The sequence below is a fragment of the Nocardioides sp. Root190 genome (assembly GCF_001428565.1).
Taxonomy (GTDB): Bacteria; Actinomycetota; Actinomycetes; order Propionibacteriales; family Nocardioidaceae; genus Nocardioides.
This window is the reverse complement of the sequence record NZ_LMIA01000014.1, coordinates 23,219-37,135: the sequence shown is the minus strand read 5'-3', so window position 1 is coordinate 37,135 and position 13,917 is coordinate 23,219. Positions and strand designations below refer to the sequence as shown.

Here is a 13,917-nt window from a genome sequence, read left to right as displayed (position 1 = left end):
ACCCGGCACCAACCCACCAGGTCTCGAGACGGTCGCTGCGCGACCTCCTCGACCAACGGACCGACGGACGCTGCGCGACCTCCTCGACCAACGCACGCCCCGACGGTCAGGTCAGCGCGCGTGCCACTGCTGCGGCACGCGCCGTGCGGCCGGAGAGCCCGAGCTTGAGATAGATGTTCTGGAAGTGCCGCTCGACGGTCCGCACACTCAGGGTCAGCCGCTCGGCGATCGCCGAGTTGTCGAGGCCTTCCGCCGCCAGCGCGAGGATCTCGCGCTCACGGGCGGACAGGTTGGACACGGGCACGCCGGCGCGGTCCTCGGCCAGGAAGGCCTCGACCTCGTGCAGGAAGACCGGCCAGGCGGGTTCATCGGCGAGCAGCACGTGGTTGCGCGACTCCAGCATCACCAGGCGCGCGTCGGGGATCGCGGTCGCGAGACGGGTGCCCCAGTCGGGAGCGACCCGGTCGCCCTCGGCGTGGGTGACGAGCGTGGGCACCGTGATCCCGGGCAGCAGGTCCCGCACGTCGACCTCGTGACGGGCGATGCGGCTGCAGACGGCGTTGTCTGTGTTGGTCGAGGTGCGCTGCAACTCGTCCATCCACTCCATCTGCTCCTCGGACGCATCCGGGATGAAGGCGTTCGTGAACACCCGGCGGAACAAGGGATCCGGTCGTGCCCAGCCCGCCTTGATCATCGCCAGGAACGCCTCCTCCGCGGCCGAGTCCTCCTGCGCGAGGCCGCCGCCGGCCATGCCTCCGTAGAGCACCAGCCGGGTCACCCGCTCGGGATGCGCGTGGGCGTAGGCCAGCGCAACCGGCGCGCCGCCCGACATGCCCAGCACCGCGAAGCGATCCAGCCCGGTCGCCGCGACCAGTGCCTCGAGGTCCGCGACCCGGCGGGCGAGCGAGAAGTCGGAGACCTCCCACTCGGACAGCCCGAACCCGCGTTCGTCGTACCTCAGGACCGTGGCGATGTCGCCGAGATCATCGAGGAAGTGCCGCCACACCGGGCTCTGCCAGTCGTGCTGCAGGTGGCTGAGCCAGCAGGAGACGACCAGCAACGGCGGGCCGGAACCGTGCCGCGCCCAGGCGATGCGCACCCCGTCGTCGGCGCGACAGAACCGCACCTCCTGCGTCACGGGAGCGGACGCCCTCGAGCTGGCCACGATCTCAATCTACGCCCGAGCCAGCCGGTTTCGTGGGCAGTCCTTGGTCGCCACACATCCAACGCACAGACTCGCGGCGCAACCTCGATCACATGAGCAGCCGCACCCCGACCCGCACCCGCCACCTCGTCCTCGCCGGCACCGCCGCCTCCGTGCTGCTCGTCGGATCGGGCGCCGCCAGCGCAGCCGTCGCGCTGCAGCTCCTGGACGCGAAGGAGGCGGGCAGCTTCGGCGCCGCGGCCTCCACCCCCTCGACCGCAGCCCAGGACACCGACGACCCGACCGACCCCACCGACTCGACCGACCAGACGCCGTACCAGCAGCGCGGACCCGGCCTCTCCCCCGGCGCCGGGACGGCGCCCGCCGAGACGTCGACGGAGACGGCGGCCGACGCGACCGACGAGGAGTCGGAGGGGATCGTGCAGATCGCCTCGACCCTCACCAACGGCAGCGGCGCCGGGACCGGGCTGGTCCTCGACTCCGACGGCACCATCGTGACCAACCACCACGTCGTCGCCGGCGCGACCTCGCTGGAGGTCACGGTGGTGTCGACCGGCGAGACCTACACCGCGAGGTACGTCGGCGGGGACGCCGTGGCCGATGTGGCAGTCCTGCAACTCGAGGGAGCCAGCGGCCTCACGCCGGTCGACCTGTCCGAGGACGCTGCCGCGGTCGGCGACGAGATCGTCGCCGTGGGGGACGCCGGCGGCGACGGAGGAACGCTGACGGCTTCCCCCGGCACCGTCACCGCCCTCGGCCAGGACATCACCGTGCAGTCCACCGACGGCAGCGCCGCCCGGCTGACCGACCTGATCAAGCTCGACGCCTACATCGTCCCCGGCGACTCCGGAGGCGCAGTGCTCGACGACGACGGGGACGTCGTCGGCATGAACGTCGCCGCGTCCACCGGCAACCGCGACGTCATCGGCTACGCCATCGCGATCACCACCGTGGAGGCGATCGTCGAGCAGATCGAGTCAGGCACCGCCAGCGGCGACGTCACCCTGGGGTACGACGGCTACCTGGGCGTCGGTCTCTCACCGGACGCGACCACTCCGCTGGTCGCCCAGGTCATCGACGGCACCGCCGCCGAAGGCACCGGCCTCGTCGCCGGGGACACCGTCACGGCCGTCGACGACACCGCCGTCGGCACGGCCGACGAGCTCCGTGCCGCGATCGCCGCCCACGCTGCCGGCGACCGGGTGCGGATCAGCTGGACCACGTCGTCGGGCGAGCGTCGCTCGGCACTCGTCACCCTCGGCGAGGGTCCGGTGTCCTGAGCCGCCCGCTCAGGTCCGCAGGCCGCCAACCGATCAGGAGGAGATGCGTCATCGTCTCCTCCTGGTCGCGCTGCTGCTCGTGGCGGCGGTGCTGTCCTTCGCCACGGCCGGCGCCACAGCACCCGAGCTGAATCCGTCGAACCCGCTCGCGAAGCCCGGGCGGTGGCAGCACTCGACGATCGCCACCAGGGCGAACCCCGAGCTGCTCAACTACCTCGCCGAGACCAACCCCAGCCGCAAGGCAGTCCTCGGACGGGTCGCGCTGACGCCGCGGGCGCGGTGGTTCGCCAACTGCGGTTCGTGCAACGTCGACACCGTGCGGCGCTCCGTGACGGCGTACGTCAAGGACGCGCAGCGCGGCGACCCCGATGCACTGGTGCAGCTGTCGATCTTCGGGCTCTGGCCCGACGGCGAGGTCGTGCGCGGCAAGCGGCCGGCGATGTCCTGGTCGATGGCGCGCTACCAGTCGTGGATCAAGCAGATCGCCCTCGGCATCGGCACCGCCCGCGTGGCGATCGTCCTCGAGCCGGACCTCGCGATCTCCGCCAACCACGGCAACGACGGGCGCACCATGCCGGACCCGACACCGGGCACGCGGATGAAGATGACGGCGTGGGCGGCGAAGTACCTCTCCACGGTCCTGCGCCGCGAGTCGATCTACCTCGACGCAGGTTCGGCGGACTGGTTGCACCTCGACGAGGCGGTCCGGTTGCTGCGGGCCAGCGGCATCCAGTACGTCCGCGGCTTCGCCCTCGGCGCCACCCACTACGACTCGGTCGCCTCCAACGTCGCCTTCGCCGCCCGGCTCTCCGCCGCGCTGACCAAGGCCGGGATCCGCGGCAAGCGTGCCGTCATCGACACCGCCGACAACGGCACGCCGTTCACGTGGAGCCAGTGGAACGCCCGCTGGGGCAGCCTCTACCGCTCCACCGGCAACGAGTACTACCAGTTCGACAACACCCCCACCTGTGGCTCCCGCTCCGAGCGGGTGTGCCAGACCATCGGCCACCGCCCGACCTGGAATCCCGTCGGCCCCGAGGCCGCCAAGCTGGGCCTCGGCACCGACCAGCCCACACTGCGCCGTCAGGCACTGCAGTACGTCGACGGCTACCTCTGGTTCGGCCGCGGCTGGCGCTGGATGCAGCAGGGCGGCAACGACGCGCGGACCGAGTCCCGCACGGTGCGGATGGCGACGTACACGCGCTTCTCGCGCTGAGCGCCTACGCGTGCCGGCCGGAAGGAAATGCGTAATGGCATAGGTAGTGCCACAGATGCCGGCACGTACGTCGCCGGCGCATGGTGATGACATGACCACCACCGTTGCCGCGACGATCCCGACGGGAAGCGGCGTCCACCCGAGTGCCGCCGACCTCCGGCTCGCCCTGCGCAACGAGCTGTTGCACCTGGTGAGCGATGGGCCGAGGAGGTGAGCACCATGACCTGGCAGACCATCACCGTCACCATCGACGAGCTGGCCCGGGTTCTCGCCCGACTGCGCAGCAGCGGAGCGACCATCACCCACTGCACCCGCCACACCGACACCTGTGAGGTGACCTACTGCGCGCTCGACGAACGCTGACGTCCGTGTCAGCACACTACGACGCTGTCACCCCATGTGCGGGTGCCGGTGATCGGTCGGCGGGACCAGCGTCTCCTTGATCGAGCGCGGCGAGGTCCAGCGCAGCAGGTTGAGCGGCGAGCCGGCCTTGTCGTTGGTGCCCGACGCGCGACCGCCGCCGAACGGCTGCTGACCGACGACCGCTCCGGTCGGCTTGTCGTTGACGTAGAAGTTGCCCGCGGCGAAGCGGAGCTCGTTGCTGGCCCAGTCGATGACGCGGCGATCGGTGGCGAGGATCGAGCCGGTGAGGGCGTACGGCGCCGCCGACTCCGCCTGCCGCACGATCGTCTCGAACGCACCGGAGGCGCGGTCGTCGTACACGTGCACGACGAGGATCGGGCCGAAGTACTCGGTGGAGAACATCTCGTCCGCCGGGTCGTCGGCGAGCACGATCGTGGGGCGCACGAACCATCCGACGCTGTCGTCGACGCTGCCACCGGCCACGATCTCCAGCCCGGGCGTGGCCTTGGCGCGCTCGATCGCCGCCTCGTGCCTGGCGAACGCCCGCGCATCGATGACGGCGCCGGTGAAGTTCGCGAAGTCGGTGGGGTCACCGATCGGGAGAGCGTCGGTCTGCGCGACGAGGTCATCGCCCATCCGCTCCCACAGGGAGCGCGGCACGTAGGCGCGGGAGGCGGCCGAGCACTTCTGGCCGGAGAACTCGAAGGCGCCGCGGATCAACGCGGTCCGCAGCACGTCGGGATCGGCACTGGGGTGCGCGATGACGAAGTCCTTGCCGCCGGTCTCACCGACCAGTCGCGGATAGGTGCGGTACGACGGGAGGTTGGTGCCCACCGTGTGCCAGAGCTTCTGGAAGGTCGGCGTGGAGCCGGTGAAGTGGATGCCCGCCAGGTCGGGGTGGGCGAGCGCGACCTCGGAGACGTCGAGTCCGTCGCCGGGCAGCATGTTGATCACCCCGGGCGGCAGGCCCGCCTCGGTGAGGAGCTCCATGGTGAGCGAGGCCGCGACCTGCTGGGTCGGCGACGGCTTCCAGATGACGGTGTTGCCCATCAGCGCCGGCGCGGTGGGCAGGTTGCCGGCGATCGCGGTGAAGTTGAACGGCGTGATCGCGTAGACGAAGCCCTCGAGGGGTCGGTGGTCCGTGCGGTTCCACACGCCGGTGCTGTTGGCGATGGGCTGGTCAGCCAGGATCTGGCGGCCGAAGTGCGCATTGAAGCGCCAGAAGTCGATCAGCTCGCAGGCGGCGTCGATCTCGGCCTGGAAGGACGTCTTCGACTGACCGAGCACCGTCGCGGCGTTCAGCCGCTGGCGCCAGGGACCGGCCAGCAGCTCGGCCGCACGCAGCAGCACCGCCGCACGCTCGTCGTACGGCAGCGCGCGCCAGGCGGGCGCCGCCTCCCTGGCTGCGGCGATCGCTGCCTCGGCGTCGGCAGTGGTGCTGTTGCGGAGCACGCCCAGCACCTTCTGGTGCGCGTGCGGCTGCACGACGGCGATCTCCTCGCCGCCACCGGCCACCCACTCGCCGCCGATGTGCGCGTCGAGCTGACGGGTGGTCCCGTCCATCGCGGAGATCTCCGCGGCGAGCGCGTCCCGCTCGGCCGACCCCGGTGCGTAGGTCAGGTTGGGCTCGTTGACCGGGGTGGGCGGGGTGGTGACGGCGTCCATGACGGTTCCTCTCGGGTACGACGGCGGGGCTGCGGCGATTCGGGGCTGCGGTGCTGCGGTGGTTCAGCGGTGGGCGAGGGCCCGGACGAAGAAGGCGACGTTGGCGGGGCGCTCTGCGAGTCGGCGCATGAAGTACCCGTACCAGTCCGTCCCGAACGGGAGGTAGACCCGCATCTGCAGTCCGGCGTCGACGGTCTGCTGCTGCAGGTCGGTCCGGACGCCGTACAACATCTGGGTCTCCCAGTCGCCGGCCTCCCGGCCGGCCTCGGCGGCTCGTGCGACGGCGCGGGCGAGCATCTCCTGGTCGTGGGTGGCGATCATCGGGTAGCAGGGCGAGGTCATCAGGGCGTCGATCGCCCGGCCGTAGGCATGGTCGACGTCGGCCTTGCGCGGCAGCGCGACCCCGGAGGGCTCGCGGTAGGCGCCCTTGACCAGGCGGATCCGGACGCCGGCCCCGGCCAGGTCGGTGATGTCGCCCGGTGTCCGGAGCAGGTTGGACTGGAGCACGTTGCCGACCCACGGGTGCTCGGCGCGGAGGAGCGTGCCGATCGCCAGGGTGGAGTCCGTCGTGGTGTGGTCCTCCATGTCGAGGGTCACGGTCGCGCCGACGGCCCCGGCGGCCGCACAGATCTCACGCGCGTGAGCGGTGGCGACCTCCTCGCCGGACGCCAGCGCCTGGCCGACAGCAGAGAGCTTGACCGAGACGTCGGCACCGGCCGCACAACCGGCCTCGCCGAGCGCGGCCAGCAGCGCGAGATAGCCGTCGCGGGTCGCGCGAGCACCAGCCAGGTCGGTGACGTCCTCCCCGAGCACGTCGATCGTGATGGACCGGCCCCGGGCGAGCAGGCCGACCGAGGCGTCCACTGCGTCGCTGGTCGTCTCACCGGCCACGAAGCGGTTGACGACGTTGCGGGTGATCGGCAGTGACTCGACCGCGCGGCGGGCGCGGACACTGCGCGAGGCACGGTTCAGGGTCTGGCTGAGCATGTCTTCACCGTAGGAGCGCGCGACGCCGGGGCCCATCGACATCTGTCATCGATTCCGCGGCAGATTGTGTGACGCTTGTCTGGTGACATCGCTCGATGACCTGGTCGAGGACCTGGCCCGCCTGACCGATGCACCGTGCACGCTGGAGGACCCCGACTTCCGGCTGATCGCCTTCTCCGACCACCGCGCCGACGACGCGGTCGACAGCATCCGGCAGCGCTCGATCCTGCAGCGCCGCTCGAGCGAGGAGGTCCGGGCATGGTTCCGGGCGCAGGGCATCGAGCAGTCCGACGGTCCGCTGCGCACCCCCGGAGACCCCGGACTGGGGATCGTCGCGCGACTCTGCGTCCCGGCCCGCCACCTCGGCCGGGTCCACGGGTACTTCTGGCTGCTGGACCCCGAGGAACGGATCGATCCCGCGACCTGGCCCGAGGCGAGCCGGATCGCCGAGGCCGCCGCCCGGTTGCTGGGCGTGGCCGAACGACGCCAGGCCCATCGTGACGCCGTGTTCCGCGACCTCGTCGAGGGTGGCCAGCTCGCCGCCCGCGAGTCGGCGCTCGACCTGGCCCGTGCGTCCGGGCTCGACCTCGCCGAGCCGCTCACCTGCGCGCTGCTCGAGCGGCCCGAGCTGCTGGACCAGATCTCCAGCCGGCCCTCACGCGCCGGGGTGTTCTGGGTGCGGAGTGGTCCCGGCACGGTCGCGGCCGCGGTCCGCGCCGACCTGATCGCCGGCGCCCAGGACCTGGGCGACCTCCTCGACGCACTCGGGATCGGCCGCCGGCTGGCCAGCCTCGACGACCACACCCACGCCGCCGTCGGCCCGGTCGTCGACGGGATCGACGCACTGCCCACGGCCTACCGCGGCGCCCGGGTCGGCCTGCGCGTCGCGCGGACCCGTCCGCCCGGCGTGGTCGTCCGCTGGGACCGGCTCGGCCCGCTGGCCCTGCTCGGCGTCGCCCGCGACGACGACCTCCGGGCCGCCGCCGTCCCTCCGGGGATCGAGCACCTGCTCGCCACTGCCTCGGCCGACGCCATCGCGACCGCCCGCACCTGGCTGGACGAGGCCGGCAGCGCCTCGCGCACCGCCGACCGGCTCGCCGTGCACCGGCAGACCGTCTACCACCGGCTCGCGCAGGTCGAGAAGGCCGCCGGCCTCGACCTGTCCCGCGGCCAGGACCGCCTGCGCCTGCACCTCGCGCTGGAGCTCGCACCCCACCTCAGCACCTGATCTCGCTTGTAACTACGTGTCCATGCACCAAATGGCACGTCACAACGCCCGGGTAGGTGCCACAGCACCCGGGTAGCCACTCGCCCGAACAGCCGGGTGCCCAGCGGCGCGAGCGGGAGGACGCCACCCCCTCGCTGGCATCTGCCCGGGTGCTGTGGCACCTACCCGGGTGCTGTGACAGGCGGATCTGAACACGAACACGTAGTTACAAGCGATCTGCGCCGCACCGGAAATCGGTGGGCAGGGATGCCCCCGTCGGCGTACCGTCGAACAGGGCTGCAGCAGTGGCCTTCTGCATTTCACGCCCTCGTGGCCGACCGGAAACACCCGGCGACTACGCATCTCTCAGACAGGAGTGCAGCCCGCACCACGCAGAGCACCACCCCGAGGAGGCGAGACCCGCGATGACGACCGTCATGCTGCTCAACGCCTCCTACGAACCCCTCGGCACGGTGACCTTCCAGCACGCCGTGCGGATGCTCTTCCGCGAGGTCGCGACGGTGGAGGAGGCCCACGAGGACCGGATGGTCGGGCCGCACCCGTGGCCGCGGGTGATCCGGCTGATCCGGTACGTCGCCGCCAAGTGGATGTACCGCCCGGCGGGCTACTCCCGCTCCGGCGTCCTCAAGCGGGACCGCCACCACTGCGCCTACTGCGGGCGCCACGCCACCACCATCGACCACCTGCTCCCCCAGAGCCGGGGCGGCGCCTGGTCGTGGCTCAACACGGTCGCCGCCTGCGGTCCGTGCAACGGTCGCAAGGCCAACCGCACGCCGCGCGAGGCAGGCATGCGGCTGCTCGTCGAGCCCTACGTCCCGACCCGGGCCCAGCTCGCCCTGACCTGAGTGGGCCCGGGCGGGCCGCGCAGCATCTAGATTGCCGACGTGCGTACGTCGACGAAGTGGAAGCTCGCCTATGCCGCCCTGGCCGCGACCGACACGGCCCTGGCGGGTTCGGCGCACCCGTGGGCACACCGTGCCCGCTTCCTCACGAAGCCGGTGCTCATGCCGGTGCTGGGTGCCTCGCTGGCGACGAACCCCCGGGCGGACGGAGCGAGCCTGCGCACGACGACACTGCTCGGCCAGGCAGCCGGCTTCGGGGGCGACGTACTGCTGCTCGGCGAGGGACCGCGGTCCTTCGCCGCCGGCGCCGGGTCCTTCGGCGTCGGTCACCTCGCCTACATCGCGGGGTTCGCCCGCAACCGTGACGAGGCTCCCCACCGGGGCAACCGGGCCGTGCGCGTCGTGTCCGGGGCCTGGGCGGCCTCGGCTCCGGTGATGGCCCTCGCGGCGACCCGGCAGGACAGGTCCCTCGGTCCGACCGTCCTCGGCTACTCGGCAGTGCTGTCCGGCATGGTCGCGAGCGCCCAGCACCTCTCGGCCGACCTGCCCCGCAGCGCCCGGCTGCTGACCGCGGCGGGCGCCGGGCTGTTCCTGCTGTCCGACTCGCTGCTCGGGAGCCGGACCTTCCTGCTGTCCGACCCGCCGCACCGGCTGGAGGCCGCGGTCATGGCGACGTACACCGCCGGGCAGTTCCTCATCTCCGAGGGCGCCGCACGCAGCCAGGTCCTGCCGACGGGCTAGTACGCCGGTTGCCGACTGCGATCCGGGGAACTGCAGGACAGGACGACACCGCGAGCAGAGGAGCCGACATGGCGCACGGCCGCTACCTCGTCGGAACCTCGGGCTGGTCCTACCGCTCGTGGCACGGCGACTTCTACCCGAGCGACCTCCCGGCAGCCGACGAGCTGCGCTTCGTCGCGGCCCGTACGACGGCGACCGAGGTGAACGCGACGTTCTACCGGCTCCAGCAGCCGGCCTCGTTCCGCAGGTGGGCCCAGTTGGTGCCCGTGGACCACCGCTTCGCGGTGAAGGGAAGCCGCTACATCACGCACATGAAGCAGCTGCGCGATCCCCGCGCCGGACTCGCCAACTTCTTCGCCTCGGGTGTCCTCGCGCTCGGCGAGCGGTTGGACGTGGTGCTGTGGCAGCTCCCCTCACGCACCGTCCTGCGTCCCGACGTGCTCGCCGACTTCCTCGCGGCCCTGCCCCGGACGGCCGGCGAGGCGGCGCAGCTCGCGAAGGACCACGACGGCCGACTCCCCGAGGCCGCGGCCGTGACCGAGTCACCCACTCCCGACGCGCCCCTGCGTCACGCCGTCGAGCCCCGCCACGCCAGCTTCGACGGCCCCGAGGCTGCGCAGCTGCTCACCGACGACGACGTGGCCACGGTCGCCTCCGACTCGCCCGGCGCATGGCCCTTGCTCGACCACCACACCGCGTCCTTCCGTTACGTGCGCCTGCACGGGCACTCCGAGCTCTACCGCAGCCGTTACTCCGACCGACTCCTCGGCGAGTGGGCTGACCGGTGTCGGGCCTGGGCCGGTGCTGGCCAGGACGTCCACGTCCATCTCGACAACGACGGCCGCGGCCACGCACCGCACGACGCCGTACGGTTGCTGCGGATGCTGGGCGCCGAACGGGAGCCCGACCCGCACGCCTCGACCACAGCCGGGACCCCGACCCGGGCGGACGGTCGGCTCAGAGCCGCGGACCCCGACGCTGCCGGAAGGTGTCGATGGGCCGGACCCAGGTGAAGCCGCCGTCGAGCTGCAGCCGGAGGTCGTCGGGACGGTCGAAGGCGAAGCAGCGCCGCAGCGAGAGCGGGTCGTGGGACTGGCCGTTGCGCCCACGGTCCACCGTGATCGCGGTGTCGTAGCCCGCGGCCGCGACCTGCTCGCGGATCGCCGGTGTCCAGCCGCCCATCGGGTACGCGAAGCTGCGCACCGGACGCTGAAGGACGTCCTCGAGACCGGCGCGGGAGGCGGCGAGCTCGACCGCGATCTCGCGGGGGTTGAGGTGGCGCAACCACCGGTGGCTGACCGTGTGCGAGCCGATGTCCAGGCCGTCCGCGGCAGCCTCGATCAGACCGGGCCGCTCGACCAGGCGGATCCGCTCGACGTCGCTGTCGTTGCGGTCCCACGAGAAGGTCCGCCGACCGTCGAGGTAGCCGCTGACGACGAACATTGTGGCGGGCAGTCCTCGCCTGCGGAGCTCCGGCCAGGCCTGCTCCGAGACACTCGCATAGCCGTCGTCGAAGGTGAGCGCGACCGCACGGGGCGGCAGCTCGCCCGCCGCCATCAGCTCGACCGCGGTGTCGAGCGGGAGGACCGTGGCGCCCCACTCGTCGAGGACGTCGAGGTGGCGGCGGAAGTCGTCGAAGGTCGTGGTCAGGCCGTCCCCCGAGGTGCGGCCCAGACGGTGCCAGCCGAGGAGGGTGAGCGGCTGTGGTCGGGCGCCGGCGCGGCTGATCCCGTCGAGCACCCGTACGCCGGGACGGGCGATCCGCGCTGCGGTGCGCGTCGTCGGCCTCATCGCCGGCCGCCCCGCAGACGACCGATCTCCCGTGGCACCGCGGTGTCCTTGGTCCAGCGAACCCTGCCGTCGGCGCCGATCTCGGCGAGCGCCCCGCCACGGACCAGCGCCGGGCGGAGCGACTCGAGCCGCGCGAGCGCCGGGTCGAGGACCAGGAGGCCCATGCTGCAGGGCCGGAGCCCGGGGCCGTCGGAGGTCGGCACGAAGTGGACGTCGCCGACATGGCGCTCCGCGAACGGGAGCATCGTCAGGAGCTCCTCCACCCACTGGTCACCGACCGCGAGCAGCACGCGTCCGCGGACCGGCTCGCCGAACAGGCTCGCGGTCATCACCGCGCTGAGGGTCGTCGGGACCACCGCCCGCATCGGCGGAGCGTCGAGGACCTGCTGGTTGCGCATGTCCCACCAGTGCAGCCGGGAGGGCGTCCTGATCCCGGCGGCCGGTGACTTTTTTCCAGCCTTCTCACGGTGCCCCACGACCGACGTCACCCGACCCCGTCCAGACGGCTCCTCCGGCCCGTCCGGCTCATCCGGCGAGGTCCGGAAGGGTCTCCCCCCGACGGTCGAACCACGCCAGCGTGTGCGCGATCCCCTCGGCCACGGTGAACTCCGTGGACCAGTCGAGGAGCCTCGCAGCCTTGTCGCTGCGGGTGTAGGCACCGACCGAGTCACCGGGACGGCGCGGGGCGTCGATGACCGGCAACGGCTGTCCGTCGACCTCCTCGAACGCCCGGACCAGCTCACACCCTCATGGCGGTCGCCGGCAGCTCGCGGATCTCGGGCCCGGTGATCTGGGTGGTCACCGAGACCCACGGCCTCCACCTCGACGACCTCGTCGTGCTCGCCGCCTGGGCCATCTGCATGGCCTGGTGCTGGCAGTTGTGGCGGCGCCCGACGCGCTGAGGTCGCTCGACGCCACGCATTACCCACCAGTAGGTGGTGACGAACCCTCACCAGAACATGTAGAACCTGTTCCACATCCCCCCACTGTGAGGCAGGTCACACATGAACGACGTCATCCCCCAGGAGCTCGGACGCGCACGGTTCTCCCGACGCGGCTTCCTGGCCGGCTCCGGCACCGCGCTCGGCGCCGCGGCCGCGGGCCTGCCCGCACTCACGGCCGCACCCGCCGCGGCAGCGATCGGCAACGGTGCCACGGTGCCCGCCCTGGTCATCGGCACCGGGTACGGCGGCGCGGTGGCCGCCCTGCGGCTCGCCCAGGCCGGGGTGCCGGTCGAGATGATCGAGATGGGCATGTCGTGGACCACCCCCGGCTCCGACGGCAAGATCTTCGCCAAGGTGACCTCCCCCGACCAGCGGGCCTACTGGCTCCGCACGAAGTCGAAGGCGCCCGTGAGCAACTTCTTCGGCTTCCCGATCGACTCGACCATCACGAAGTACACCGGCGTGCTCGACGCCGAGGAGTTCGCCGGCATCACGGTGTACCAGGGCCGCGGCGTGGGTGGCGGATCGCTCGTCAACGGCGGCATGGCCGTGACTCCGAAGCAGTCCCGCTTCTCCTCGATCCTCCCGTCGGTCGACGCCGCCGAGATGTACACCACCTACTACCCGCGGGCCAATGCCGCCCTCGGCGTCGGCTCCATCGACCCGGCCTGGTTCGAGACGGCCGAGTGCTACAAGTACTCCCGCGTCGGCCGCAAGCACGCCCAGCGATCGGGCTTCGCGTGGACCTTCGTCCCCGACACCTACGACTGGAACTACATGAAGGCCGAGCAAGCCGGAACGGTCACCCGCTCGGCACTGGACGGCCAGGTCATGTACGGCAACGACCACGGCAAGAAGTCGCTCGTCCAGACCTACCTCGCCTCGGCGCTCGCCACCGGACGGGTCAACGTCTCCGCGCTGCACCGGGTGACCTCGGTGACTCCGGCTGCGGGCGGCGGCTACACCGTGACGATCGAACAGATCAACACCTCGGGCGACGTGGTCGCCACCAAGACCGTCACCGCGGCCAAGGTCTTCTTCGCCGCAGGCAGCGTCGGGACGAGCAAGCTCCTGGTCAAGCTCAAGGCCACGGGCGCACTCCCCGCGCTGAACAACGAGACCGGCAAGGGCTGGGGCGAGAACGGCAACGTCATGTGCGGCCGCGCCAACCACATGTGGGACTCCACGGGCACCCTGCAGTCCACGATCCCCTGCTCGGGCATCGACAACTGGGACGCCGGCGGCGCCTTCGCGGAGGTCGCGCCGCTGCCCACCGGCATCGAGACCTACGCCTCGCTCTACCTGTCCATCACCAACACCACCCGGCGTGCGGAATTCACCTGGAACGCCGCCGCCAACAAGGTCGACCTGTCCTGGCAGACCGCCTGGAAGCAGGACTCGATCGCCATGGCCAAGACGATCTTCGACAAGATCAACAGCAAGGAAGGCACGATCTACCGCACCGACCTCTTCGGCGCCTACAAGGTCTGGCAGGACGGCCTCACCTACCACCCGCTCGGCGGCGCCGTGCTCAACAAGGCCACCGACAACTACGGTCGCCTGCCCGGCTACCCCGGCCTCTACGTCATCGACGGCGCGCTGATCGGCGGCAACACGACCGTGAACCCGTTCGTCACGATCACGGCCCTGGCCGAGCGCAACATCGACAAGATCATCGCCACCGACATCTGAGCG

Annotated in this window: 16 protein-coding genes; 10 read left to right on the top strand and 6 right to left on the bottom strand. The window is 71.5% G+C overall.

Going from position 1 to position 13,917, the window contains the following annotated elements; genetic code table 11:
- Positions 1 to 106: 106 nt before the first annotated feature.
- Positions 107 to 1,165: an alpha/beta fold hydrolase gene (locus ASE01_RS22920; protein ID WP_200958987.1), complete on the bottom strand. Its 1,059-nt coding sequence runs from the start codon at positions 1,163 to 1,165 to the stop codon at positions 107 to 109.
- A gap of 92 nt (positions 1,166 to 1,257) precedes the next feature.
- Between ASE01_RS22920 and ASE01_RS22915 the strand changes: the two genes are divergently transcribed.
- The 4 genes from ASE01_RS22915 to ASE01_RS24710 all read left to right on the top strand — a co-directional run bounded on the left by ASE01_RS22915 (position 1,258) and on the right by ASE01_RS24710 (position 4,024).
- The gene (locus ASE01_RS22915; protein ID WP_056758404.1) at positions 1,258 to 2,445 is read left to right on the top strand and encodes a S1C family serine protease; all 1,188 of its coding nucleotides are present in this window, start codon (positions 1,258 to 1,260) and stop codon (positions 2,443 to 2,445) included.
- Between the two features lie 43 nt (positions 2,446 to 2,488).
- Positions 2,489 to 3,661, top strand: a complete 1,173-nt coding sequence (locus ASE01_RS22910) for a glycoside hydrolase family 6 protein (protein ID WP_056758400.1) — start codon at positions 2,489 to 2,491, stop codon at positions 3,659 to 3,661.
- Positions 3,662 to 3,752: 91 nt separating this feature from the next.
- Positions 3,753 to 3,875 carry a hypothetical protein gene (locus ASE01_RS25460; protein WP_268789695.1) on the top strand — a complete coding sequence of 41 codons (123 nt, stop codon included), beginning with the start codon at positions 3,753 to 3,755 and terminating at the stop codon, positions 3,873 to 3,875.
- Positions 3,876 to 3,880: 5 nt separating this feature from the next.
- Positions 3,881 to 4,024: a hypothetical protein gene (locus ASE01_RS24710; protein ID WP_157537777.1), complete on the top strand. Its 144-nt coding sequence runs from the start codon at positions 3,881 to 3,883 to the stop codon at positions 4,022 to 4,024.
- Between the two features lie 27 nt (positions 4,025 to 4,051).
- On the opposite strand, the gene pruA is transcribed toward ASE01_RS24710, so the two are convergent.
- Together pruA and ASE01_RS22900 are read right to left on the bottom strand one after the other, a co-directional pair.
- A complete protein-coding gene (gene pruA, locus ASE01_RS22905) occupies positions 4,052 to 5,689 on the bottom strand; it encodes an L-glutamate gamma-semialdehyde dehydrogenase (protein ID WP_056758396.1) in 1,638 nt (545 codons plus the stop codon).
- 63 nt (positions 5,690 to 5,752) lie between these two features.
- On the bottom strand, positions 5,753 to 6,676 hold the full coding sequence (locus tag ASE01_RS22900; protein ID WP_056758837.1) for a proline dehydrogenase family protein: 924 nt from the start codon (positions 6,674 to 6,676) through the stop codon (positions 5,753 to 5,755).
- An 82-nt stretch (positions 6,677 to 6,758) separates the two neighbouring features.
- Here ASE01_RS22900 and ASE01_RS22895 point away from each other — a divergent pair, with 82 nt between their 5' ends.
- From ASE01_RS22895 to ASE01_RS22880, 4 genes are all read left to right on the top strand, one after another.
- On the top strand, positions 6,759 to 7,904 hold the full coding sequence (locus ASE01_RS22895) for a PucR family transcriptional regulator (protein WP_056758392.1): 1,146 nt from the start codon (positions 6,759 to 6,761) through the stop codon (positions 7,902 to 7,904).
- A gap of 404 nt (positions 7,905 to 8,308) precedes the next feature.
- A complete protein-coding gene (locus ASE01_RS22890) occupies positions 8,309 to 8,749 on the top strand; it encodes an HNH endonuclease (protein ID WP_056758389.1) in 441 nt (146 codons plus the stop codon).
- 39 nt (positions 8,750 to 8,788) lie between these two features.
- The gene (locus tag ASE01_RS22885) at positions 8,789 to 9,487 is read left to right on the top strand and encodes a lysoplasmalogenase (protein ID WP_056758385.1); all 699 of its coding nucleotides are present in this window, start codon (positions 8,789 to 8,791) and stop codon (positions 9,485 to 9,487) included.
- A 68-nt stretch (positions 9,488 to 9,555) separates the two neighbouring features.
- Entirely contained in the window at positions 9,556 to 10,500 is a 945-nt protein-coding gene (locus ASE01_RS22880; RefSeq protein WP_082606339.1) for a DUF72 domain-containing protein, read from the top strand.
- On the opposite strand, the gene ASE01_RS22875 is transcribed toward ASE01_RS22880, so the two are convergent.
- From ASE01_RS22875 to ASE01_RS24705, 3 genes are all read right to left on the bottom strand, one after another.
- A complete protein-coding gene (locus ASE01_RS22875; protein WP_056758381.1) occupies positions 10,445 to 11,278 on the bottom strand; it encodes a polysaccharide deacetylase family protein in 834 nt (277 codons plus the stop codon). The two genes, ASE01_RS22880 and ASE01_RS22875, sit on opposite strands and share 56 nt — an antisense overlap.
- Positions 11,275 to 11,676: a hypothetical protein gene (locus ASE01_RS22870; protein ID WP_056758378.1), complete on the bottom strand. Its 402-nt coding sequence runs from the start codon at positions 11,674 to 11,676 to the stop codon at positions 11,275 to 11,277. The genes ASE01_RS22875 and ASE01_RS22870 overlap by 4 nt, the downstream gene beginning before the upstream one ends.
- A 127-nt stretch (positions 11,677 to 11,803) precedes the next feature.
- Positions 11,804 to 11,980: a hypothetical protein gene (locus ASE01_RS24705; protein ID WP_157537775.1), complete on the bottom strand. Its 177-nt coding sequence runs from the start codon at positions 11,978 to 11,980 to the stop codon at positions 11,804 to 11,806.
- A 47-nt stretch (positions 11,981 to 12,027) separates the two neighbouring features.
- Here ASE01_RS24705 and ASE01_RS24700 point away from each other — a divergent pair, with 47 nt between their 5' ends.
- Together ASE01_RS24700 and ASE01_RS22865 are read left to right on the top strand one after the other, a co-directional pair.
- The gene (locus tag ASE01_RS24700) at positions 12,028 to 12,180 is read left to right on the top strand and encodes a hypothetical protein (RefSeq protein WP_157537774.1); all 153 of its coding nucleotides are present in this window, start codon (positions 12,028 to 12,030) and stop codon (positions 12,178 to 12,180) included.
- Between the two features lie 102 nt (positions 12,181 to 12,282).
- Positions 12,283 to 13,914 carry a GMC oxidoreductase gene (locus ASE01_RS22865; protein WP_056758374.1) on the top strand — a complete coding sequence of 544 codons (1,632 nt, stop codon included), beginning with the start codon at positions 12,283 to 12,285 and terminating at the stop codon, positions 13,912 to 13,914.
- Positions 13,915 to 13,917 lie beyond the last annotated feature (3 nt).

Excerpts from the sequence above, each read along its gene's own strand:
- ASE01_RS22915 (WP_056758404.1), top strand. The coding sequence starts at position 1,258 with ATGAGCAGCCGCACCCCGACCCGCACCCGCCACCTCGTCCTCGCCGGC.
- ASE01_RS22910 (WP_056758400.1), top strand. The coding sequence starts at position 2,489 with ATGCGTCATCGTCTCCTCCTGGTCGCGCTGCTGCTCGTGGCGGCGGTG.
- ASE01_RS22890 (WP_056758389.1), top strand. The coding sequence starts at position 8,309 with ATGACGACCGTCATGCTGCTCAACGCCTCCTACGAACCCCTCGGCACG.
- ASE01_RS22880 (WP_082606339.1), top strand. The coding sequence starts at position 9,556 with ATGGCGCACGGCCGCTACCTCGTCGGAACCTCGGGCTGGTCCTACCGC.
- ASE01_RS24710 (WP_157537777.1), top strand. The coding sequence starts at position 3,881 with ATGACCTGGCAGACCATCACCGTCACCATCGACGAGCTGGCCCGGGTT.
- ASE01_RS22875 (WP_056758381.1), bottom strand. The coding sequence starts at position 11,278 with ATGAGGCCGACGACGCGCACCGCAGCGCGGATCGCCCGTCCCGGCGTA.
- ASE01_RS25460 (WP_268789695.1), top strand. The coding sequence starts at position 3,753 with ATGACCACCACCGTTGCCGCGACGATCCCGACGGGAAGCGGCGTCCAC.
- ASE01_RS24700 (WP_157537774.1), top strand. The coding sequence starts at position 12,028 with ATGGCGGTCGCCGGCAGCTCGCGGATCTCGGGCCCGGTGATCTGGGTG.
- ASE01_RS22900 (WP_056758837.1), bottom strand. The coding sequence starts at position 6,676 with ATGCTCAGCCAGACCCTGAACCGTGCCTCGCGCAGTGTCCGCGCCCGC.
- pruA (WP_056758396.1), bottom strand. The coding sequence starts at position 5,689 with ATGGACGCCGTCACCACCCCGCCCACCCCGGTCAACGAGCCCAACCTG.
- ASE01_RS22870 (WP_056758378.1), bottom strand. The coding sequence starts at position 11,676 with ATGCGCAACCAGCAGGTCCTCGACGCTCCGCCGATGCGGGCGGTGGTC.
- ASE01_RS22865 (WP_056758374.1), top strand. The coding sequence starts at position 12,283 with ATGAACGACGTCATCCCCCAGGAGCTCGGACGCGCACGGTTCTCCCGA.